Origin of the sequence: Streptomyces smyrnaeus, from assembly GCF_017676345.1 — a bacterium.
Lineage (GTDB): Bacteria > Actinomycetota > Actinomycetes > Streptomycetales > Streptomycetaceae > Streptomyces > Streptomyces smyrnaeus.
The window spans coordinates 1-23,289 of record NZ_JAFFZM010000020.1 but is presented as its reverse complement, the minus strand read 5'-3'; the positions used below and the strand labels follow the sequence as shown (position 1 = coordinate 23,289).

Annotated in this window: 15 protein-coding genes; 9 read left to right on the top strand and 6 right to left on the bottom strand. The window is 71.5% G+C overall.

The window, feature by feature from the left end; all coding sequences use genetic code 11:
- Positions 1–8 precede the first annotated feature (8 nt).
- Positions 9–1,631: an amino acid permease gene (locus tag JW613_RS27785; protein WP_209213633.1), complete on the top strand. Its 1,623-nt coding sequence runs from the start codon at positions 9–11 to the stop codon at positions 1,629–1,631.
- Positions 1,628–2,497, top strand: coding sequence for a M55 family metallopeptidase (locus tag JW613_RS27780; RefSeq protein ID WP_209213632.1), 870 nt, complete (start codon positions 1,628–1,630; stop codon positions 2,495–2,497). The genes JW613_RS27785 and JW613_RS27780 overlap by 4 nt, the downstream gene beginning before the upstream one ends.
- 52 nt (positions 2,498–2,549) lie before the next feature.
- Here the strand turns inward: JW613_RS27780 and JW613_RS27775 are convergent, their stop codons facing one another.
- The 6 genes from JW613_RS27775 to JW613_RS27750 all read right to left on the bottom strand — a co-directional run bounded on the left by JW613_RS27775 (position 2,550) and on the right by JW613_RS27750 (position 11,591).
- Positions 2,550–3,833 carry a DUF1266 domain-containing protein gene (locus JW613_RS27775; protein ID WP_209213631.1) on the bottom strand — a complete coding sequence of 428 codons (1,284 nt, stop codon included), beginning with the start codon at positions 3,831–3,833 and terminating at the stop codon, positions 2,550–2,552.
- Positions 3,834–4,315: 482 nt separating this feature from the next.
- Complete coding sequence (locus JW613_RS27770; protein WP_209213720.1) at positions 4,316–4,630, bottom strand: hypothetical protein; 315 nt, start codon at positions 4,628–4,630, stop codon at positions 4,316–4,318.
- A gap of 12 nt (positions 4,631–4,642) precedes the next feature.
- Positions 4,643–9,331 carry a putative T7SS-secreted protein gene (locus tag JW613_RS27765; RefSeq protein WP_245226400.1) on the bottom strand — a complete coding sequence of 1,563 codons (4,689 nt, stop codon included), beginning with the start codon at positions 9,329–9,331 and terminating at the stop codon, positions 4,643–4,645.
- Positions 9,331–9,834 (bottom strand): hypothetical protein, encoded by a 504-nt coding sequence (locus JW613_RS27760; RefSeq protein WP_209213630.1) that lies wholly within the window; start codon positions 9,832–9,834, stop codon positions 9,331–9,333. The genes JW613_RS27765 and JW613_RS27760 overlap by 1 nt, the downstream gene beginning before the upstream one ends.
- Positions 9,835–9,954: 120 nt before the next feature.
- Positions 9,955–10,872 (bottom strand): GlxA family transcriptional regulator, encoded by a 918-nt coding sequence (locus JW613_RS27755; protein WP_209213711.1) that lies wholly within the window; start codon positions 10,870–10,872, stop codon positions 9,955–9,957.
- A 134-nt stretch (positions 10,873–11,006) separates the two neighbouring features.
- Positions 11,007–11,591, bottom strand: a complete 585-nt coding sequence (locus JW613_RS27750) for a cysteine hydrolase family protein (protein ID WP_209213629.1) — start codon at positions 11,589–11,591, stop codon at positions 11,007–11,009.
- Positions 11,592–11,958: 367 nt separating this feature from the next.
- Here JW613_RS27750 and JW613_RS27745 point away from each other — a divergent pair, with 367 nt between their 5' ends.
- The 7 genes from JW613_RS27745 to JW613_RS27715 all read left to right on the top strand — a co-directional run bounded on the left by JW613_RS27745 (position 11,959) and on the right by JW613_RS27715 (position 22,962).
- Positions 11,959–13,227 (top strand): extracellular solute-binding protein, encoded by a 1,269-nt coding sequence (locus tag JW613_RS27745; protein ID WP_209213709.1) that lies wholly within the window; start codon positions 11,959–11,961, stop codon positions 13,225–13,227.
- Positions 13,224–14,141: a carbohydrate ABC transporter permease gene (locus JW613_RS27740; RefSeq protein ID WP_307866066.1), complete on the top strand. Its 918-nt coding sequence runs from the start codon at positions 13,224–13,226 to the stop codon at positions 14,139–14,141. Before JW613_RS27745 ends, JW613_RS27740 begins: the two co-directional genes overlap by 4 nt.
- On the top strand, positions 14,138–15,025 hold the full coding sequence (locus JW613_RS27735) for a carbohydrate ABC transporter permease (RefSeq protein ID WP_245226398.1): 888 nt from the start codon (positions 14,138–14,140) through the stop codon (positions 15,023–15,025). The genes JW613_RS27740 and JW613_RS27735 overlap by 4 nt, the downstream gene beginning before the upstream one ends.
- A gap of 45 nt (positions 15,026–15,070) precedes the next feature.
- On the top strand, positions 15,071–16,726 hold the full coding sequence (locus JW613_RS27730) for a beta-N-acetylhexosaminidase (protein WP_209213628.1): 1,656 nt from the start codon (positions 15,071–15,073) through the stop codon (positions 16,724–16,726).
- A 225-nt stretch (positions 16,727–16,951) separates the two neighbouring features.
- Positions 16,952–17,824 (top strand): FAD binding domain-containing protein, encoded by an 873-nt coding sequence (locus tag JW613_RS27725; protein ID WP_209213627.1) that lies wholly within the window; start codon positions 16,952–16,954, stop codon positions 17,822–17,824.
- Between the two features lie 89 nt (positions 17,825–17,913).
- Entirely contained in the window at positions 17,914–20,478 is a 2,565-nt protein-coding gene (locus tag JW613_RS36015) for a 2Fe-2S iron-sulfur cluster-binding protein (protein ID WP_307866065.1), read from the top strand.
- Positions 20,479–20,583: 105 nt separating this feature from the next.
- Complete coding sequence (locus JW613_RS27715; RefSeq protein WP_209213626.1) at positions 20,584–22,962, top strand: xanthine dehydrogenase family protein molybdopterin-binding subunit; 2,379 nt, start codon at positions 20,584–20,586, stop codon at positions 22,960–22,962.
- The last annotated feature ends 327 nt before the right edge of the window (positions 22,963–23,289 follow it).

The window sequence follows — 23,289 nt, the reverse complement described above, 5'->3', positions numbered from 1 at the left end:
AGCCCGACATGCCGCCGGAACACAGCGCAGCGCCGCCCACGGCCCAGCCCGCCTCCGAACCCTCCTCCCCGCCGGGACCGCAGACGGGCTCCGCACCGGCCACCGGCTCGACCTCGGGGCGCGCCCCGGCCACCGACCCTGCCACCGGCCAAGCCCGGGGGCAGGCCCCGGCGTCCGGGCGCAGAAGCAGACTGCTGCGCCGAAAGCCCGTCGAGCGGCTGATCGCCGAGGGCGGGCAGGGGGAGGGCGGTGCGCTCCGCCGCTCCCTGTCGATGTGGCAGCTGACGACCATCAGCATCGGTGCCACGCTCGGCACCGGGATCTTCGTCGTACTCGGTGAAGCCACTCCGCTCGCCGGGCCCGCCGTCGCGATCTCCTTCGTCCTCGCGGGACTGACGGCCCTCTTCTCCGCGCTCTCCTACGCGGAACTGGCCGGCTCCATCCCGGTCTCCGGCTCCTCCTACTCGTACGCCTACGCCACCATGGGCGAACTCGTCGCCTGGATCTGCGGCTGGTGCCTGGTGCTGGAGTACGGCATCTCGGTGGCGGCCGTCGCCGTCGGCTGGGGGCAGTACCTCGACGAACTCCTGGCCGGCACCATCGGGGTGACGATCCCCGCCGCGGTCTCCGCACCGCTCGGCGAGGGCGGCTTCGTCAATCTGCCCGCGCTCGCGGTCATCCTGCTCGCCATGGTCTTCCTGATGGGCGGCGCGAAGGAGAGCGCCCGCATCAACACCACCATGGTCGTCATCAAGATCGTGACGCTGCTGCTCTTCTGCGGCATCGGCTTCTTCGGCATCCAGGCGGGCAACTACGCGCCGCTCGCCCCGCTCGGCGCGACCGGCGTCAGCGCCGCCGCAGCGACCCTCTTCTTCTCCTACATCGGCTTCGACGCCGCCTCCACCGCGGGCGAGGAGGCGAAGAACCCCAAGCGGGACCTGCCCCGGGCGATCATGCTGTCCCTGCTGATCGTCACCGTCCTGTACTGCCTCGTCGCGCTGGTCGCCGTCGGCGCCATGCCCTGGCAGGACTTCGAGGGCACCGACGCCGCTCTCGCGCAGATCATGAAGGACGTCACCGGCATCGGGCTGTGGAGCGTGGTGCTCGCCGCGGGCGCCGTCGTCGCCATCGCCAGCGTCGTCTTCGCCGTCCTCTACGGCCAGACCCGCATCCTGTTCGCCATGTCCCGGGACGGTCTCGTACCGCAGGTGTTCGCCAAGGTGAACCAGCGGACGGGCACACCGCGTGCCAACACCCTCCTGGTCTCCGCCTTCTGCGGCACCCTGGCCGCCACCGTCCCGCTGGGCGAACTCGCCAACGCAACCAGCATCGGCACCCTGTTCGCCTTCGCCCTGGTCAACGTCGCCGTCATCGTCCTGCGCCGCACCCGCCCCACCATGAACCGCACCTTCCGGGTGGCGCTCTTCCCGCTCACCCCGCTGCTCGGCTTCGGCTTCTGCGCCTGGATGATGGTCAGCCTGCCCGCCGTCACCTGGGCCGTCTTCGGCGCCTGGATGACCGTGGGCCTCGCCTGCTACTTCCTCTACGGCATCCGCCACTCCCGCCTCACTGCGAGACTTGGCGCGGACGAGGCAGTCGCGGAACGGGCGAACGGAGAGCGCAGCGGATGAAGGTGTACATCAGCGCCGACATGGAGGGCGTGACCGGGCTGGTCGGGGCCGACGACGTACAGATGGGCGGCCGGGACTACGAGCGCGGGCGCCGGATGATGACCGAGGACGTCAACGCGGCGGTGCGCGGGGCGCTGGCGGCCGGAGCCCGTGAGGTCGTCGTCAACGACACGCACAGCACGATGCGGAATCTGCTGGTCGAAGACCTGCACCCGGCGGCGTCCCTGGTGCGCGGCAAGCCCAAGCCGATGGGCATGCTCCAGGACCTCGACGCCTCCTTCGACGCCGCCGTGTTCATCGGCTACCACGCGCGCGCCGGTGCGCTCGGCGTACTCAGCCACAGCTTCATGGGCCACGAGATCGAGGACATGTGGCTGGACGACGACCGTGCCATGGGCGAGATCGGTTTCGCGTACGCGACGGCCACGGCGCTCGGCGTGCCCGTCGTCGCACTCTCGGGCTGCGACGTGGCCTGTGCGGAGGTCGCCGAATGGGACGCGAACGTGCGTACGGCGCCCGTCAAATACGCCAGGGACCGCTTCGCCGCCCGGCTCCGCCCCGCCGACGAGGCGCGCGGCGCGATCGAGGCGGCCGTACGCGAGGGGGTGCGCCAGGCCCCGTCCCGTACCCGCCCGGCGCCCGACACCGGCGCCCACACCCTCACCGTGCGCTGGCAGTCGGCCTCCGTCGCCCAGCAGTTGGAGGGCATCCCCGGCGTCACCCGTCCGGGTAAGGACCCGGCCGACGACCGCTCGACCCACGACCGCTCGGTGCGGGTCAGCGGCGATCTGCCGGCCCTCTTCCGCCTCTTCGGCGTCTTCATGGGCGTCGCCTACGCGCTGACGGGCCAGGCACCGTACTGCTAGCCGCTCCCGGGCCGGGGCCAGGGGATCGGGGAGACCCCCGGCCGGTCACCGGTCACCCGGCGCGGAAGGGGAGCGTGAGCCAGGGACTCTCCGGATCGGTCGTCAGCACCCGATGGGCGTCCAGCATCTCCTCGTACCACGGCCCGAACTCCTCCTCGTCGAAGTGGAGGCAGCGGCCGAGGATGTACGCGGCGGAGAAGTCCTCCCACGAGCGGTAGGTGACGGTGCTGACCCGACCGGCGCGCAGGACGGCCGCCTCGGCCTCCTCCACCGTGCAGAAGCGGGCCGCCAGTCCGAAGCGGGCCATGTTGGAGCCACGGCCGTAGTCCCAGGCGGCGACCGAGCGGACGAACCGCCCCTCGGGCAGCAGCCCGTCGGCGCGGAACCTCGCCTCGTACCGGGTGATCCGGCCGATCAGCCGCTTCACACCGTCGATCTGCCACTCCACCTCCTCCTCGCTGGGGCCCTCCGTGCGCGTCACCCCGTCCGGCGTCAGCTCGATCGTGGCCGTCGCGACCCGCTTGCGCAGCACCCGCTCCGCCGCCTGCCGCCAGTGCGCCGGCTCCACCTGCCCGCCGAAGTCCTGGGCCAGACTGTGCCGCAGCCCCAGGGTGAACTCCCACACCGGGCTGCTCATCTCGTTGGTCAGCAGCTCCTCCTGATACTGCTGCCACTTCTCCCGCGTGGTGACCCCCCACCAGCGTTCGAGCGCCCGTCGCTCGTCGTCGTAGCCGATTCCGTGGGAGAGGGAGTTCCAGTAGCGGCTGTTGTACACGGACAGCAGCGCCCCGCACGCCAGCCCCCGCGCGACCGGGCCGGTACGCGGGCCGCCCACCCACAGCGTGCGGAGCCTGCCCTGCTTGTTCAGCTCCGCGGCGCGGTCGGCGTGCTGCTGCCACAGTGCGCACAGGGACCGGCTGGCCGGGAAGTACGCCTCGCAGGGCGACCCCGGATTCACCGCCAACCACGGCGGATCCTGCGGCGACCACCGGCGGGCGTACTCACCCAGGCTCTCCGAGATGAAGACCGGATCCTCGACCGGCGCCGGCAACATGGCCTCCGTGTACACGGCCGCACACCAGCCCTGCACCTCGGGACGCCAGACCGGGTGCATCCGGGCCGGTATCCGGCCCGGATTGGCGTCCAGCCAGGGCCGGGAGGCCAGCCGGTAGAGATACTGGTTGGCCAGTACGTCCAGGTATGCGCCCCAGTCATGACGGCACTTGGCCTCGTACAGCCGCTGCTCCACCTCACTGGGCACCTCCGCCCAGACCGGCGCCGCCGCCCCTGTCCCTGCTGCCCCCGCGACCTCTTCGGCCGCCCCCCGCTTCCACATCCGATGCCCTCGCACTAGCCGTCGCCCTGTTCGCCGCCCCACCCTGCCCGCCGGGTCAACGGAGCAGCTGCACGACTGGTATCACCACATAGACGAACACCAACAGCCCCGCCACACAGGTCCCGATCACCCGCCCGGTGGTGACCCCCTTCTTCCGCACCCCCGAAGCCGGCGGCGCCCAACCCGCCCCCGGATGCGCTCCATACGGATTGGGCGGCGGCGTAGGCAGTCGCGGGGGCCGCTGGGCCATGGATCGGTGACCTCCGAAGGCTCGCTCGGTGAGAGGGAGACTGCTGCACTGCGCTGACTGACCGAGGGTGACCTCTGGGTCAACGCATGGTCAGGACAGCCAGGATAGCCCCCGGCTGCTCGCGGGATCAGCCGGGCGTGGCGATGCCGTGTGCACCGCGGTGCGAGGCTCGTTCTCACAGCTGCAAGAGTGTCGCGGCCACTATCTGCGAGTTACGCCAGCCTTTCGCAAGTCATTCCTTGCGCATTTCTTTACCGAATGCAACGCGGGAGTTCAACAGCTCGACCCATGGGTTATCTGCATTCTGCGGATAATGTGCGTTCTGGGCGTTTGGTGCGGTCTCGATCAGGTGCAGCAGGGTCCACGAAAGACCGTAGCAATCGTCGGGGCCGAAAGCTGTTGCAAGTGCCTGCGCCTCTTCGTCGGTCACAGGTGCGACGATCTGCTCAAGAAGGTGTTGCGTGGCGGCAATCTCTTCCTCGGTGCCCTCTTCGGAGGGGAAGGGTCCCGCGTCCACCAGATTCTGAACCGTGCGACGGATTGCCACCTGAAAATCCTTTCAAAGAAGTCCGATGCTGCGATAGTAGGCCAGCAGACCCATAATGCCTTTATTGTAATACCCTGGATCGCCGTACTGCAGTTGGCCAATCCTCCGCATGTCCCATATGTCCATAGCCAGCACTGTCCGGAACGGGAGACCAGCATCAGCTGCTTTTGTGGCCCTCCCGTTATAGCCGTAGGTTCGGGTGAGTTCATGATCCGCTTGTTTCATCACTATTGCTCCGCCTTCGTTCCTGTCTAGGAAACCCAGCGCGTGCTGGGGCATATGGTGAGCTGTGAGCCCGTCGCCTGGAGGGCCTGGGTTCAGGTCGCCAAAGCGTCCAGCATCATTCTCCGCCACTTTCTTGCACGGTCCGAGCCCGAGTGGATCGGCCCATGAATTGGGATTCGCCACGTAGGCCACCGGGTTCGGTGCCGGTGTCAGGCCGAGTGGGTCCAGGGAGAGATAGCGGGCTGTCTCGGGGTCGTAGTGGCGGAAGTAGTTGTAATGGAGCCCGGTTTCGGGGTCGAAGTATTGGCCGGGGAAGCGGAGGGGGGTGTAGGTGGCGGCGTCGGTGTTCCAGGTGGTGGTGCCCCAGAGGGTTTGCCGGGTGTGCCAGGCCGTGGCGCCGGACTCGGTGAGCAGCGCTGTGGGGGTGCCGATGAGGTCGGTGACGATGGCGAAGAAGCGGGAGTCTATTTCCCGTTGGGTGGTTTCCTCGGTGATGCGTTCCGTCTGGGAGATGGGATGGAGGCCCTGATGGTTCCAGGTGAGGGTGACCGGGTGGGGGGCCTCGCCGGTTGTTGTCTGTTCTATGAGGGTGGGGCCGTCCCAGGTGAAGTCCACCCGCTCGGAGGCGGATTCCTTTGATATGCGGCGGCCCAGCGGGTCGTACGCGTAACGCCATTCCGTGCCGTCCGGCGTGGTGACCCGCGTCAGGCGGTCCTCTGCGTCCCACTCGTAGTGCCAGGTGTCCGGCCGCCGGGAGAGGTTCTTCTTCTGGCGGCTCACGACGCGTCCCGCCGCGTCGTGTTCGTAGCGCAGGCGGCCCGCTGTGCGGATGCGGGTGCCGGTGTAGGTGCGGGGGCCGCGGGCTTCGGCGGCGGCGTGGGTTTCCGGCCAGGACGCCGTTGTCTGGTTGCCCGCCTCGTCGTAGGCGTAGGACTCGGTCCAGTCCCGGGCGGTCACCCGCGTGACGCGGCCCGCCGCGTCGAGGGAGAAGCGGGTGGCACCCTCGCGGGAGTCGTCCACCGCGATCAGATGGCCGTCCGGGCGGTAGGTGTAGGAGCGGTGCCAGTCGGTTTCCGCTGCCGCACCTGTGAGGCTCTGGCCGGTGAGGCGGCCTGCCGGGTCCCAGGTCCAGGTGAGGGACGACAACTCGCCGAGACGCCGTTGCTGTTCGCGGCCTGCCATGTCGTACGACGACGCCAGCGTGTGGCCGTCGGCGGTGACTGTCGTGCGGTTGCCGGCCGCGTCGTAGCCGTACCGGGTCACCGAGCCGGTGGGAGTGGTGCGGCGTACCGGGCGGCCCAGCGTGTCGTAGGCATGGGTGAGAGCGCGGCCGCCCACGACCTCCGTCTTGAGCCGGCCCGCTCGGTCGTACTGGCGCAGCAGTTCCGCGTCCGGGTTGCGGGCCTCGACCAGGCGGCCGGCCCGGTCGTAGGCGTACGTCGTCACGGTGCCTGCCGCGTCCTTGGCCGTCATCCGGCCGAGCAGGTCACGTTCGTAGGTGATGGTGTCGCCGAGCGGTGTGGTGCGGGCGGCCAGTTGTCCGGCGGCGTCGAGCGTGTAGCGCTGGGTGCGGCCGTCGAAGTCGGTCTCCGCGACGAGGCGGTCGGCGCCGTCGTACTCGTACGTCCACCTCAGCCCCTGCGGATTGGTCACCTCGCGCAGCCGGAGCCGGGTGTCGTGGGTGAAGGTGTGGCGTACGCCGTCGGGGCCGGTGCGGGCGGCGAGCAGGTCGAAGTGGGTGTACTCGTGGATCGTCTCGCCGCCGGCCGGGTCCACGTGGCGGGTGCAGTTGCCCTCGCCGTCCCACTCCCAGTGCTCGGTGGCACCGTCCGGGTCGACGCGGCGCGTGAGGTGGCCTTCGACCGTCCAGGCCAGGTGGGTGGTGTCGCCGAGTGGATTGATGACGGCGGTGGGGCGGCCGAAGGCGTCGCGGCGGTACGTCGTCACCGCGCCGGCCGGGTCGGTGATCTCGGTGGGCAGGCCCGCCGCGTCGCAGCGCAGCTGCGTCGCATGCCCCAGTGCGTCGGTCATGGAGGTGAGGTGGCCTGCCGCATCGTACGTATAACGAGTCGCGGCGCCCACCGGGTCGACGGTCTGTGTGCGGTTGCCGCGCCCGTCGTACTCGTTCCGCCACACCGAACCGTCCGGCTCGACGATTTCGACCGGCAGACCCAGAGTGTTGTAGGAGATCGACCCCGTGCTGCCGTCCGGGCGCAGAATCCGCACGACGCGGCCGTTGCCGTCCCGTTCCAGGCGGGTGGTGCGGCCCAGTGCGTCGGTGTGGGAGAGGACGCGGTGGTACGCGTCGCGTTCGATGCGGGCGGTGGCACCGGTGGGGTCGGTGACCGCGACGACCTGGTTGCGGGTGTTCACCAGGTAGTAGGTGGTGTGCCCGAGGGAGTTGGTGACCTTGGTGACGCGGTGGCCGGTTTCCGGGTCGACGGAGCTGTAGTCGAAGGTTGCGCACATGTGGCCCTCGGTGCCGGACTGCCACACGCAGCGGTCGTGCTCGTCGTACGCGTACTCGTAGTGCGAGTCGTTGGTATCGGTCCAGGAGACGATGCGTCCGGCGTCGTCGTAACCGAAGCGCAGCGGGCGGCCCGTGGAGCCGGTCACCTCCGTCAGGTTGCCGTGTTCGTCGTAGCCGAAGCGGACGATCTGCTGGTCGTCGCCGTCCTGTGCCGCACCGGCCAGGTGCAGGCCGACCACCCGCCGCAGCGCCCCGTCGGTCTCGATGCGCACGTGGTAGCCGCCGGAGTGGACCAGCGCGAGCGGGGTGCCGTCTTCGTCGTACTCGAACGTGACGCGGTTGCCGTTGCGGTCGGACACCTCGGTGAGCAGGGCCACGCCTGTGCGGTCGACCAGATCCACCGAGGGCGCGAAGTAGCTGGTCCAGCCGGTTTCGGGGTCGGTCAGCAGGTAGTCGCCGTCCGCGTGCAGCCGCAGTGGCCGTTGCGGGCCCTTCTCGGGAAGGACCGGCCCGCCGCCCGGCTCCGGGTACGGATACGCCACCAGCAGGCTGTTCTCCCCGTGGAAGACGAGGCCCTCGGCGTCGACTTCCAGGCGCTGGTCGAGGGTGCTCGACCACGCCGCCCCGAACCAGCGTCCGGCGCGGTAGGAGGATTCGAACTGACGCCGGAAGACCAACGGCAGCACACCGGGAAGTGCCAGGTCGGTCTGCGGCAACAGCATGCGGCCGGTGGCGAAGTCGACCGGATCCTCACCGCAGGGCCGGCCGTCGTTCGGCCGGTTGGAGTTGTCCGGCTCATGTCGGAGTGACTTGCGGCCCGGACGCTCCGTGGCGTGCTCAGCCTTCTGGGCGAGCCGTGAGCCTTTAGCCACCGTGCTCGCGGCTTTGCCGCTGCCTCCGGTGAGGACGTCGAAGGCCGCGCCGCCGAAGAACGCCTCCGGGTCCTTCAGGAAGCTTCGGTATGCCTGCTTGAGGGCGAGGTCCGGGTTTGTGGCCAGGGTTTTCATCCCGGTGGCCGTGCTGTTGAGGTTGGTCTGGTAGTCGTCGGGGTTGAGGAGGTTGTGGCCGTTGACCGGGCTCATACCGTGGACGAAGTTGACGGCTTCGGTGCCTGTGGTGAGGAAGCCGCCGATGCGGTGTTCCACCGCCAGCAGCCCGCCCTTGAGTCCGCTGCGGGCCTGGGCGTAGTAGGAGGGCTTGGACGGAGCCGCATCCCGGGCTGCTTCCATCAGCTTGTTGGCGGCCCGTGCCGCCTCGTCCCGCTGCCGGCGGGCCTCCTTCAGCTTCTCCCGGGCCTGGTCCATCTTGGCCTCGCCCGGGTCCTTGGCCGGAGGCTTGTCGGGGAGCGAGCCGGGCACGCGATCCTTCTTCGGCGTCTCCTTGTACGCCTTGACCGCGTCGTTGTAGAAGTCGACCTTCGCCTTGTGCTGCTGAGAGGCGGTTTTGCCCTCGTTGTAGAGCCTGATGGCCTCCTTCGCCTCGCCCTGGGCCCAGCGCACGGTGCGGGCGAAGTCGTTCAGCGCCCCCTTGGCCTTCTCACAGGCGTCGGCCGCCTTGAACCACCGGCCGGGCTGCACCTCCACCGACCGGCGGAAGGCATCGGCCGCCTCGCCCTTCAAGTGGTGTGAGTCCAGGCCCTTCAGGCCGCGGCCCACCCGGTTGAACGCCTTGTGGAAGTCGCGCAGGTGGTTGGCGGTGGACTCCAGCTTGGAGGGGGAGCCGTGGATGAGCTTGTTCGCTTCCTGCGTCTCACCCAGCTCCCGCTCCTGGACATCACCGCCGGTCTTGTTGGTGACCGCGTCGCCCGCGTCCCGGACGAACCGGGCCCCGGGCTTCCAGCCCATCTCGTCCAGCTTGTCGGCGAGAAGGTTCGAGCCTTTGCCGACGACCTCGCCGCCCTTCTCGACGGCGCCCTCGATCTTGTCCTCGACCGGATCGGGGGTGAAGTCGTGGTAGGCGTCCTTGGCCGCGTCGGTTCCCGCGTTGATCAGGTCCCCGAGCCCCATCAGTCGGCCTTTCCTTCGCCCTGGCCGGGCTCGCCGGCGACCTGGCCTGTGACCATGTCCACGAACCCGGCCTTGTCGACCCCGTCCTGAGAGGCGTACGGGTTACCGATGGGGTTCAGCGCGTTGACGCTGCCCTTGATCGCCACCGACCGGTAGCGGTCCTCTTCCCAGGACATGCCCGCGGCCAGTCCCAGGCCCTCGGCGATGGCGTCCGCGTCCGCCATCAGCCCGCGCACCCCCCACTCCCACTGCTCGCAGAAACCCTCGAACGACTGGGACAGCGCGTCGTCGCCGACCTCCATCTTGGACAGCGACATCTCCTCGAACCCGCTGCCCTGCGCGGCGTCCACGTCCGTGCCGACCTCACGCAGCTCATCCAGCGCACCCTTGATGCCCTTGGTCAGCCGATCGACGGTCTCTTTGGGAACCTGCAACTTCCCCCGGTACGCCAGCTCGTTCGTGAGCATCGTGCCCGGTTGCGGCGGTCCACTGTTGTCACCCATCCCAGCTCCCCCCTTGCGTTCCTCCCGCCCCATCGATCGAACACCGTATCTACATGTGAACGTTCGAGCGCAAGCTGTGAGGGCGGCGGTGCCTTTGCGGAAGGTGAGTTCTCGGGGGCTTTACGAGGCGGTGCGGGAGCGGAGGCGGCGGAGCATGCGGGGGTCGGTGAAGCCGACCTCGTGGGCGGCGGTTTCGGTGGTGGCGCCGTGGGCGATGAGGTGCTCGGCGCGCTCCAGGCGGAGGGTCTGCTGGTAGCGGAGGGGGGTCAGACCGCCGGTGGCGCGGGTGAACAGGCGGGTCAGGGTGCGCGGGCTGACGTCGGCGGTGGCGGCCAGCTGGTCCAGGGTGAGGGGCTCGGCGAAGCGGGTGTCGATGAGGTCCTGGATCCGGTGGACGGTGTCGTTGAGGTGTGAGCGGTACCGCAGTACGGCGCTGGCCTGCGGCTCGTCCCCGTTGCGGCGGGCGTAGACGACCATGTTGCGGGCCACTTGTGCGGCGTGCGCCGGGCCGTGGCGTGCGGCCAGCAGGTGCAGCGACAGGTCGATGCCGCTGGCGATGCCGGCGGAGGTGACGACCCGGTCGTCGGTGGTGAACAGGACGTCGCGGACGACCTTCGCCCGGGGGAAGCGGTGGGCGAGTGAGTCCTGGAGTTCGTGGTGCGTGGTGCAGCGTCGACCGTCCAGCAGCCCCGCCTCGCCGAGGGCCTGCGCCCCCGAGCAAACGCTGGCGACCGTGCCACCGGCGGCGTGGTGCGCGGCGATCCGGGCGAGGGTCTGGTCGGTGAAGGGCGGGCCCGGGGTGCGGCGCGGGCAGCGCCAGCCCGGTACGACGAGCAGGTCGTCCGGGCCCAGATCGGGTGGCCACTCGGTCCGGGCGCTCAACGGCAGCCCCTGGGCGCTGTCGACGCGTTCCTGGTCGCCGACGTAGCTGAGCCGGTAGGCCCGGCCGAGCTCCGCCGCGGTGCTGAACACCTGGGCGGGGCCCGCGAGGTCGAGGAGGTGGACGCCCGGGGTGAGGACGAGGACGACGTGGGTCACGCCCGGGATGGTGTCAGCCGCCCCGGCCACGGTTCCACCCATGACGGCCCCCTCGGCACCGGTTCGGGTTCCGGCACCGGTTGGGATTCCGGCACCGGTTCGGGTTCCGGCGCCCGCTCGGGCTGCTCCGCCGCTCAGGCCGTCGTCCGCTCCCCGTCGGGCTGCTGTGGCGCCGGCGGTGCCGACTCCGCCTCCAGTTCGGCCACCGTGGTGATCCGTGCGAACCGGTCGCGGAGCACCGCCACCGTGCGTTCGACGACGGCCTCGGCGCTCAGGCCGCCGACCGGGTTCGTCGTGGTGGCGTCGACGGGGAAGGAGACGCGGTAGCCCAGATCGCTGCCGAGGCGGGTCGTGGTCTCGACGCACTGCTCGGTGCGGATACCGCTGACGACGAGTTCGGTGACGCCCGCGTTCGTCAGCAGTTGCTGGAGGTTGGTGGTGGTGAACGCGTTGTGGGAGGTCTTGTACAGGACGGGCTCGCCGGGGAGTGGCTGGTCGAGTTCGGCCAGCAGCCGTACCTGACCCTGCTCGGGGTCGAAGACGCCGCCCGAGCCGGGCTCGGTGTGCAGGACCCAGACGACGAGGTCCCCGGCGGTGCGGGCGAGCCGCACCAGCCTGGTGACCGGTCCGGCGATGTCCGGGTCGGCGAGGGTGGCCCAGGTGTCGGGGCGGGCGCGGAAGGATTCCTGGACATCGATGACAAGCAGCGCTCTGTTCATGTGCGCCAGTCTGGCCAGCGGCGGGGGGCTGCCGACAGACACGATCGGGGCGGGTGGCGGAACGATCTGGTCAGTCGGTCGGGGAGTCGACGCCTCCCGCCGCTGCCGCTTTGCTGGTACAGACCTATTGCCCTCGTGTGTGGCTGCCTCGTAGCCTCCCGTGCAGGTTGTGCTCTGCGAAACGTCAGTTGCATATGTTGCAACGCCGTTGCAGCATCGCGTGCTTGGGGGTCTCGTCGTGCAGGTCGTCAAGGGCAGACAGCGCGTCAAGGGCAGACAGTCCGGCGAGGGCAGACAGTCCGACGAGGGCGGACAGTCCGGCGAGGGCGGGCGGCGGGGGCGCGGGCGGCGTCTCGTGGCCCCTCTCATGGCGTTGGGAATGGTGGCGGCCGCGGTGGCCGGGTGCGCTCCCAGTACCTCCGGCGACGAGGGCGGCGCGGACGAGAAGAGCGGGACGGTACGTGTCTGGCTCTTCCGGGAGGTCGGCAACAAGCCCAAGGAGAAGGTCGTCCAGGGTGTGGTCGACCGGTTCGAGAAGCAGCACAACGGCGTGCGCGTCTCCGTGCAGTACATCCCCGTCGACAGCCGGGCCGAGAAGATCAAGGGTGCCTTCAACGACCCCGACTCGGCCCCGGACGTCATCGAGTACGGCAACACCGACACCGCCGGATACGTCGCCGACGGCGGACTGGCCGACGTCAGCGCCGAGTTCGCCGAATGGGACGCAGCCGACGACCTCGACCCGACCGCCGAGAAGTCCGTCACCGTCCAGGGCAAGCAGTACGGCGCCCCCCTCTTCGTCGGCGTCCGCGCCCTCTACTACCGCACCGACGTCTTCAAGGACCTCGGCCTGGAGCCGCCCCGCACCCTGAGCGAACTGGCCGCGACGGCGAAGAAGATCCGCGCCGAGCGCCAGGAGATGTACGGCATCGCGGTCGGCGGCGCCTACACCTACGGGGCCATGCCCTTCCTGTGGGCACACGGCGGGGAGTTGGCCGAGGAGAGCGGCGGCGGGAAGTTCCGCGCCACCCTCGACAGCGCCGCCGCCAAGAAGGGCATCAAGGCCTACACCTCCCTGTTCGGGGACGACAACTGCCCCGCCACGACCTGTGCCGCCATGGGCGGCAACGACACGGTGGAGGCGTTCGCCGGCGGCAAGGCGGGCATGGCCATCGGCGGCGACTTCAACCGGCAGGCCATGGACGACGGCGCCGTCCGGGGCAAGTACGCCGTGGTTCCGCTGCCCGGCGCCCGGAAGGGCAGCGTCGCGCCCGCTTTCGCGGGCGGCAACAACATCGGCGTCCTCAAGAGCAGCCGGCACCGCAGCCTCGCCGTCGCGCTGATGAAGGAACTGGCGGGCAAGCGCACCCAGGAGCGGCTGTTCGACGCCATGGGCTTTCTGCCGACCTTCAGCGACACCAGAAAGAAGGTGGCCGCGCGGGAACCCTTCGTCGAGCCGTTCGTGGCGACACTCGACGCCGGGACGAAGTTCGTGCCCGCCAGCCCGGCGTGGGGGCGGATCGACGCCGCGCAGATCCTGCCGGGCATGTTCCAGCGGATCGTCAGCGGCAAACAGGACGTGGACTCGGCTGCCGCCGACGCCGCGGGGAAGATGGACAAGGCGTTCGCCCGGTGAGGGGGCGGGACGGCGCGCGCATCCGCCGTCCTCCCGTCCGGCACGGCGGGTGGACGCCCTGGCTCTACCTCGCGCCCGCTCTGGTCGTCCTGGCCGGACTGCTCGTCTATCCCGTCTACCAGCTCGGGCTGATCTCCTTCCTGGAGTACACCCAGGCGCAGGTCAGCGGCGGAGAGCCGACCAGCTTCCAGGGGCTGGCGAACTACCGTGAGCTGCTGGGCGACCCGCAGTTCTGGGACGTGCTGCTGGCGACCGTGGTGTTCGCCGCCGCCTGTGTGCTCGGCACGGTGACCGTGGGGTGCGCGCTGGCCGTGCTGCTCACCCGCGTCCGGGCGGTGCCCCGGCTGCTGCTGATGCTGGCGGCGCTCGGGGCCTGGGCGACACCCGCGATCACCGGGTCGACCGTGTGGGTGTTCCTTTTCGATCCGGACTTCGGACCGGTCAACCGGGTGCTGGGGCTGGGCGACCACTCCTGGACGTACGGGCGTTACAGCGCGTTCACGCTCGTCTTCCTGGAAGTCGTGTGGTGCTCGTTCCCCCTGGTGATGGTGGTGACGTACGCGGGAATCCGCGCCGTGCCCGGCGAGGTGCTGGAGGCCGCCGCGCTGGACGGCGCCGGTGCCTGGCGTACCTGGCGCAGCGTCCTGGCGCCGATGCTGCGCCCGGTACTGATTGTGGTGACCATCCAGTCCGTCATCTGGGACTTCAAGGTCTTCACCCAGATCTATGTGATGACGGACGGCGGTGGCATAGCCGACCAGAATCTGGTGCTGAACGTCTACGCCTACCAAAAGGCGTTCGCCTCGTCCCAGTACAGCCTCGGTTCGGCAATCGGCGTCGTCATGCTGCTGATTCTGCTGGCCGTCACGCTGGTCTATCTCAAGCTGCTCCGCAGAAATGGGGAAGAGATATGAGCGCGGACGTCGGTGCCGGATCGCGGACGCGCCCGGGGCCGGGCGCCGGGACGCGGTCGTGGATACGGAAACCGGGGCGGCTCGCAGCCGACGGCGCCGCCGTCCTCATTGCCGCCGTCGTCGCCTTCCCGCTGTACTGGATGGTGCTCTCGGCGTTCAAACCGGCCGGTGAGGTCCGCTCCGACCACCCCGTTCCCTGGACGCTCTCGCCGTCCCTCGACGCGTTCCGGCGCGTCTTCGAGCAGCAGGATTTCGGGCGGTACTTCCTCAACAGCCTGCTGGTCGCGGGCACCGTCGTGGTCGCCTCCGCGCTGCTGGCCTTCCTCGCGGCGACCGCCGTGGCCCGCTTCCGGTTCCGGCTGCGGACCACGCTGCTCATCCTCTTCCTGGTCGCCCAGATGGTGCCCGTCGAGGCGTTGACCATTCCGCTGTTCTTCCTCATGCGGGACATCGGCGCGCTCAACACCCTCTTCTCCCTCATCCTTCCGCATCTGGCGTTCTCGCTGCCGTTCGCCATCTGGATGCTGCGCGGCTTCGTGAAGGCCGTCCCCGAGGCGCTGGAGGAACAGGCGTTCATCGACGGAGCGAGCCGGACGCGTTTTCTGTGGCAGATCCTCTTCCCGCTGGTCCTTCCCGGACTCGTCGCCACGAGCGTGTTCTCGTTCATCTCCACCTGGAACGACTTCCTGTTCGCCAAGTCGTTCATCATCAGCGCGACGGAGAACTCCACACTGCCGATGGCGCTGCTGGTCTTCTTCGACACCGAGACCCCCGACTGGGGCGGGGTGATGGCCGCCTCCACGGTGATGACCGTGCCCGTGCTCATCTTTTTCGTCTGCGTACACCGCCGCCTGGTCTCCGGACTGGGCGGCGCGGTCAAGTAAGCCCTCACACAGGCAACCAAGCACCTCACACAAGGAGGACCGGTCATGTCGGCCACCGGCTGGGCGGGGCTCGTGCCGCGCGCCCGTGACGTACGGGAGGGCGACGGACCGCCCTTCGTCTGGGGGAGCGGTACGGCCCTCGTCGTGGAGCCCGCACCCGGTCTGCGGGAGGTGGCCCGCTGGCTGCGCGGCCAGTCCGTGCTGCCCTTCCGGGAGGAGGGCGAGCGGGCGTTGGACGACGGAGGGGCGCCGGACGACGAGGGGGCGCCGGGCAACACCGTGGAGCTGAGGCTGGATGCCGGACTCGGCCCCGAGGCCTACCGGCTGGAGGTCACGGCCGATCGCGCGCTGATCGAGGGCGGGGACGCCGCAGGGGTGTTCCGGGGCCTCCAGACGCTGCGCCAGGCGCTGCCGCCCGCGGCGTTCCGGCGGGCCGGCCCCCGGTGCGAGTGGCGGATCGCGCCGTGCCGCGTCCAGGACGCCCCGCGGTTCGCCTGGCGCGGCCTGATGCTCGACGTGGCCCGGCACTTCATGCCCAAGGACGGTGTGCTGCGCCTCCTCGACCTGCTCGCCGTGCACAAGCTGAACGTCTTCCACCTCCACCTGACCGACGACCAGGGGTGGCGGATGGAGATCCGCCGCTACCCACGGCTGACCGAGGTCGGCGGCTCCCGCTCCCGCACCCGGGTGGGGCACCGGGCCTCCCCGCTGTGGGACGAGCGCCCGCACGGCGGCCACTACACCCAGGACGATCTGCGCGAGATCGTGGCGTACGCCGCCGAACGGCACATCACCGTCGTACCCGAGATCGAACTCCCCGGGCACTCGCAGGCCGCGATCGCCGCCTATCCGCAGCTGGGCAACACGGACGTCGTCGACACCTCCGCGCTCGAGGTGTGGACCGACTGGGGTGTCAGCCCGCAGCTGCTGGCCCCCACGGACGACGTCCTGCGCTTCTACGAGCACGTGCTGGAGGAGGTGCTCGACGTCTTTCCGTCCCCCTTCATCCACATCGGCGGCGACGAGACCCCCAAGGAGCAGTGGCGGGCTTCGGCTGTCGCCCAGGAGCGCATCGCCCGCGAGGGGCTGCGCGACGAGGACGCCCTGCAGGCGTGGATGGTGCGGCACTTCGACCGCTGGCTCGCCGAGCGGGGGCGGCGGATGGTCGGCTGGGACGAGATCCTGGAGGGAGGCACCCTCGGGGGCGACGGCCTCACGCCGGGTGCCGTCGTCTCCTCCTGGCGGGGGTACGAGGGGGGCATCGCCGCCGCCGAGGCGGGCCACGATGTGGTGATGTGTCCCGAGCACGAGGTGTACCTCGACCGGCGGCAGGCGCCGGGGGAGGACGAGCCGGTGCCGCTGGGCCGGGTGGCGTCGCTGCAAGACGTGTACGAGGTGCGGCCGGTGCCCGCACGGCTCGCGGAGAGCGGACACGCCGGGCGGGTACTGGGGCTGCAGGCCAACATGTGGACCGAGTGCGCGGAGAGTTCGCAGCGCGTCGACTACCAGGTGTTTCCGCGGCTCGCCGCCGTCGCGGAGGTGGCCTGGGCCGGGCCGGGGCACTCCTACGACGAGTTCGCCGAGCGCCTGGCGGCGGCACACCTTCCCCGCCTCGACGCCTGCGGGGTCGAGTACCGCCCCCTTTCCGGGCCTCGTCCCTGGCAGCGGCGGCCGGGAATCGCGGGGCGGCCGCTGGAGTGAGAGAGGCCGGCTCCTCGGTAAAAGGTGCGAAAGCGCCCATCCCTGGCCCTCGTGTCGGGCGGGGGCCGAGATATGCCAGAGTTGCCTCGTCCGGGCTGTGAGCACGTACCGTACGGCAGTGCAGCCGGGAGCCCGGTATGTCGGGGAAGGGGCAGCAGGTTGAGCACGCACGTACGGCATGCACCAGACGGCGAACGAGCCGCGCAGGCTGTGCCCCCTGCTGTCATGCTGCCGACCACCCTGGACGAGGCCGTCTCCGCGCTCCTGGCCCAACCCGCCGCCGTGCCGGTCGCCGGGGGCACCGATCTGATGGCCGACGTCAACTCCGGCCAGCTGCGCCCCGCCGCGCTGGTCGGCCTCGGCCGGATCAGCGAGATCCGCGGCTGGTCGTACCAGGACGGGTACGCCGTGCTCGGCGCCGGGCTCACCCACGCGCGCATGGGCCGCCCCGACTTCGCCGCGCTCATCCCCGCGCTCGCCGCCGCCGCGCGCGCCGCGGGGCCCCCGCAGATCCGCAACGCGGGCACGCTCGGCGGCAACATCGTCAGCGCGTCGCCCACCGGGGACGCACTCCCCGTGCTGGCCGCGCTGGAGGCCACGCTCTCCATCGCGGGCCCGGAAGGGTCGCGCCGCGAACTGCCGGTCAGCCATCTGCTCGCGGGGATGGACATGCTCCGGCCCAGCGAGGTCGTGGGCTATGTGAAGGTGCCGCTGCTGCACGCGCCGCAGACGTTCCTCAAGGCCACCAGCCGCACCGGGCCCAGCCGTGCGCTGGCCTCCGTCGCCGTCGTGCTCGACCCGATGCGGCGCGGGGTGCGCTGCGCGGTGGGCGCCGTCGCACCGATGCCGCTGCGCCCGCTGGAGGCCGAGCAGTGGATCGCCTCGCTCATCGACTGGGACGGCGAGCGGTCGCTGGCCCCCGAGGCGCTGTCCGCTTTCGGGGAGTACGTCGCGATGGCGTGCATCCCCGACCCGATGCCGGAGGAGGGCGCCGACGGCACTCCCGGCGCGGTACCCCAGCTTCCGCCCGCGGCGCTGCACTTGCGGCGTACGGTGGCGACACTGGCCCGCCGAGGACTCGGGAGGGCTCTCGCATGAGCGGCACACCACAGGCACCACACGGCAACGGGAACGGAAACCGGAACGGGGGCGCGGGGCCGCACGCGGGTGCGGATCCGCACGGACACGTGAGCGCGCACACGGACACAGACGAGTACGGCAACCCGACAGGCGGCGCCGAACAGTACGGCGAGCCCTACGCCGCCCCGCACGGCGCCGAGTCCGCGCACGGCGCCGGCGCCGACGCCGGATACGCCCCCTACACCCAGGAGGCGGCGTACGGGCAGCATGTGCCCAGGAGTTGGGGCGGGGGCGAGTACGACGCCGACGCCACCGCCTTCGTGCAGCTGCCCAGCGGGGGCTTCGGGGAGTTCGCCGAGGACGTGCCGCTGGCCGCCCCCGGCACCGGGCAGGGCGGCTACACCCCGCCGCCCATCGACCCGTCCTCCCACACCGCCGCGGAGCCCGGCAGCGGCTCCGGAGCGCTGCCCCCCGCCGCGGGCACCGATCCGGCCGCCGGGGGCCACTGGGTGCTGCCGTTCGCACCGGAGAACGGCGAGCAGGGCAGCGGCGGGCCCGGACAGCCGGGGCAGTACGGACAGCCGGGGCCCTACGGCCGGGCCGGTCAGTACGGAGCCGGTCCCGAAGCCGGTCCCGAAGCCGGTCCCGGCGGCGGCTCACCGGAGCACGGCCCGGCCGGTGCGCCGGATCCGCACGACACGCTCGGCGGGCAGAGCGGCCACGACGTCCCCGGCGCTGCCACGGGCCCGGCCGGCGCCGCGCCGCCCGCCGGGCTCGGCCAGGGTGCTGCCGCCGCGCTCGCGGGCTCCCACGAGGCCCGCACGGGACGCCGCCCCCTCGGTACCGGTGTGGCCCGCGCGGCGACCGCGGACGAGGAGCCCGCGCAGCCCGCGCCGGGTTCACCCGCAACCGGCACGCCCGCTTCCGGCACACCCGTGCCCGGCACGCCCGCAACCGGTACACCCGTGCCCGGCACGCCCGCCTCGGGCACGCCCGTTCCCGGGTCCTCCCAGCCCGGTCCCGGCGCCCCCGGGACGGAGACCGCACACGCCTGGGCGCCCTCCGCGCCCTCCTCGCCGACCTCGGCGCCGAGCTGGGACAGCACGGCGCCCGCACCCGGGAGCGCATCCGAGGCGGTCGGCCCCGGGCCGCTGCCTCCGCAGGAGCCGGGCACGGACGCCTGGCCGACCGAGGAGGCACCGGGCAGCGCCCCGGCGGCTGCCTACAGCTTCCCCGACGCGCCCACCACCGAGCGGACCGACGCCGCGCCCGCCGAGCAGCAGCCCCTGCCCGCCGAGCCGCAGCCCGCCGCCGGTGCCGGGATCGTCGCCAGCGAGCCGCCCGCCCCGCCCGCCGGGCCGGAGAGCAACGCGGACTCCGAGGTGACCTCCCTGGCCGAGGCCGCCCCGGCGCCCGCCCCGGTACCGCAGCAGGCCGCACCGCAGCAGCCGGAGCCCGAACCCACCCCCGCCACCCAGCCGGACGCCGCACCGCGGACCGGTCAGGCCGGTGACGCCGACGCCCCGGACCCGGCCGGCGGTGCCGGTACCGGTGCCGGGGAAGCGGATACGGCCGCCGGAGCCGAAGGGGCCGACGCGGGCGCCGAGCCGGGCACCGACGGCGGTGCGGACCCCGAGCCCGAGGGGAGCTCCGAGGAGCCGTCCGCCGAGCCGTCCCAGCACAGCGGCACCGGCCCGGCGGAGGACGGCGACGGCGACACCGCGCCGCTCCCCGAAGCCGTCGACACGGAGGACGAGCACCCGCACGTCTCGTACGTCCTGCGGGTCAACGGCGTCGACCGGCCCGTCGCCAGCGCGTGGATCGGCGAGTCGCTGCTGTACGTGCTGCGGGAGCGGTTGGGCCTCGCCGGGGCCAAGGACGGTTGCTCCCAGGGCGAGTGCGGCGCCTGCTCGGTGCAGGTGGACGGCCGGCTGGTGGCCGCCTGCCTGGTGCCCGCCGCCACCGCGGCGGGCAGCGAAGTACGCACGGTGGAGGGGCTGTCGGCCGACGGCACCCCCTCCGATGTGCAGTGCGCGCTCGCCGAGAGCGGCTCGGTGCAGTGCGGGTTCTGCGTGCCGGGACTCGCGATGACCGTGCACGACCTGCTGGAGGGCAACCACGCGCCCACCGAGTTGGAGACCCGCAAGGCGATCAGCGGCAATCTGTGCCGGTGCTCGGGCTACCGCGGGGTGCTGGACGCGGTCCGTACGGTCGTCGAGCAGCGCGCCGCCCAGGCCGAGCGCGAGGCGGCCGAGGCGGAGGCGCAGGCGGCCACCGGCCGGCAGCCGGACGGCCCCGGCGGGCCGGGAACCGGACAGCAGCCCGGCCCGGCCGGTCACGGCCAGGGCGGCTACGACCCGCAGGGCGGCTACGGCCACGGCGTCCCCGAGCAGCAGCCGGGCGGCTACCAACAGCCCGCCCCCTACGAGCAGTACGGCCAGGGCGGCTACGACCAAGGTGGCTACGACCAGGGCGGCTACCCGACCGGCGGCTACGGCGCCCCGCAGGGCGGCGGCTACGACTACGACCCGGCGGCGCACGGCCACCACGGGACGTACGACGGCGGAGCGTACGACAACGGGGCCTACGACGGTGGGACGTACGACGACGGCACCTACGGCGCGCACATCCCGCACCAGACCCGGCACCCCGACAACGGCGGCGAGTCCTGATGCGCGCGGCCCTCGCAGCAGCGCGCCCCCTGGCAGCGCGTCCCCTGGCGGCAGCGCGCCCCGCACCGGCGCGCCCCGCGCACGCAAGCACAGAAAGGCGGCGGCATGACGGAAACGGCTGACGGTCACACCGGCGCCGGCCCCGGACCCGGTGCGGGCGGCCCAGGGACAGCGACCACCCCGCCCGGCGGCACCCCGCTGCCGGGCGCCCGCAGCGAGCCCGAGCCGCACGGCCTGGGCGCCTCCGTCCTGCCCACCGACTCCTACGCCAAGGCGCAGGGCACCTTCCCGTACGCCGCGGACCTGTGGGCCGAAGGACTGCTGTGGGCGGCCGTGCACCGGTCGCCGCACCCGCACGCGCGGATCCTGGCGATCGACACCGAGGAGGCCGCGAAGATGCCCGGCGTCCGGGCGGTCATCACCCACGAGGACGTCCCCGGCGACTCGGCCCACGGGCGAAAGATCGCCGACCAGCCGGCGTTCGCACGGGACATGGTGCGCTACTACGGCGAACCGATCGCCGCCGTCGCCGCCGACCACCCCGACACGGCACGACTGGCCGCCGCGGCCATCGCCGTCGAGTACGAGGTGCTGGAGCCGGTCACCGACCCGGAGAAGTCGTTCGAGGCCGAACCGCTGCACCCGGACGGCAACCTGCTGCGCCACATCCCGCTGCGCTACGGCGACCCGGAGGCCACCGGCGACGTCGTCGTGGAGGGGCTCTACCGGATCGGCCGGCAGGACCCGGCACCCATCGGCGCCGAGGCGGCACTGGCCGTGCCGCGCCCGGACGGCGGCGTGGAGATCTACACCGCCTCCACCGACCCGCACACCGACCGCGACCTGGCCGCCGCCTGCTTCGGACTGCCCGCCGAACAGGTCAAGATCGTCGTCACCGGGGTGCCCGGCGCCATGGGCGACCGCGAGGACGCGGCACTCCAGGTCCCGTTGGGCCTGCTGGCCATGCGCACCGGCTGCCCGGTGAAGATCGCCCTCAACCGCGAGGAGTCCTTCCTCGGCCACGCACACCGCCACCCCACCCTGCTGCGCTACCGCCACCACGCCGACAGCGAGGGCAAGCTGGTCAAGGTGGAGGCCCAGATCCTGCTGGACGGCGGCGCCTACGCCGACACCTCCTCGGACGCCCTGGCCGCCGCCGTCTCGTTCGCCTGCGGGCCGTACGTGGTGCCGCACGCGGTGATCGACGGCTGGGTCGTACGCACCAACAACCCGCCCTCCGGACATGTACGTGGCGAAGGCGCCATGCAGGTGTGCGCCGCCTACGAGGGCCAGCTGGACAAGCTGGCCGAACGGCTGGGACTCGACCCGGTCGAGGTGCGGATGCGCAACGTCATGGCCACCGGAGACCTGCTGCCCACCGGCCAGACCGTGACCTGCCCGGCACCGGTGGCCGAACTGCTGGAAGCCGTCCACGAGGCGCCGCTGCCGCCGCTGCCCAAGGACGCGCCCGAGGAGGACTGGCTGCTGCCCGGCGGACCCGAGGGCGCCGGCGACCCCGCGGCCGTACGCCGGGGCGTCGGCTACGCACTCGGCATGGTGCACATGCTGGGCGCCGAGGGCACCGACGAGGTCTCCACCGCGACGGTGAAGGTCAACGGACCGGTGGCCACGGTGATGTGCGCGGCCGTCGAGTCCGGGCAGGGATTCGACACACTGGCCCGGCAGATCGTGCAGGACGTGCTGGGCGTCGACGAAGTGCATGTGGCATCCGTCGACACGGACCAGCCCCCGTCCGGAGCCAGTGGCCGCGGACGGCACACCTGGGTCTCCGGCGGCGCGGTGGAGCGCGCCGCGAAAATGGTGCGCACCCAACTGCTCCAGCCGCTCGCGGCCAAATTCGGCATGTCCACCGAACTGCTGACCATCGCCGACGGCAAGATCACCTCCTACGACGGGGTGCTCTCGACGACAGTGGCCGAGGCATTGGAGGGCAAAGAACTGTGGGCGACCGCGCAGTGCCGCCCCCACCCCACGGAGCCACTCGACGAGTGGGGACAAGGCGACGCCTTCGTCGGCCTCGCCTTCGCCGCCGTACGCGCCGTGGTGGACGTCGACATCGAGTTGGGCTCGGTACGGGTGGTCGAGGTCGCGCTCGCGCAGGACGTCGGCGCCGTCCTCAACCCCCGCCAACTGCGGGCCCGCCTGGAGGCCGGCGTCACCCAGGGCATCGGCACCGCACTGACCGAACACCTGCGAGTGGCCAAAGGCGTCGTGCGGCACGCCGACTTCACGGCTTACGCCCTGCCGACCGCGCTGGACACGCCGGACATTCGCGTGGTGAAGCTGGTGGAGGAACGGGACGTGGTGGCCCCCTTCGGGGCGAAGGCCGCCTCCTCGGCGCCGGTTGTCGTGACGCCGGCGGCTGTGGCGGGGGCGGTGCGGGCGGCGACGGGGCGGCCTGTCAATCGCATGCCGATTCGTCCCCAGGCCGCCTGCTCCACTGGCGCCGCCGCCAATGGCTGAGGGCCTCAGCCCTCGTACCCGGTCTGTTGTTGGGGGCTCCGCCCCCAAACCCCCGGTCCTCGCCGGACGGGCGTAGGGCGGGCTCCGCCCCCCTACACCCCCCGCTAGGTGGGCTCCGCCCCCCTAGGACCCCCCTGCCGCAATCACAAAAGCCATTGCCTTACGTGAAGTCCCCCACCGACTTGAGGCCCATGGACCCGCCGGTGACGACCCTGCGGGAGCGTCGCCGGTGCGACTCCTCCCGCAAAGGAGACACCGGCAACGTAATTTTCGGCTCCCTCCCGCCCAGCGTTGCCGGTAACGCCGGTGCGGGCGGAGTGGCACCAA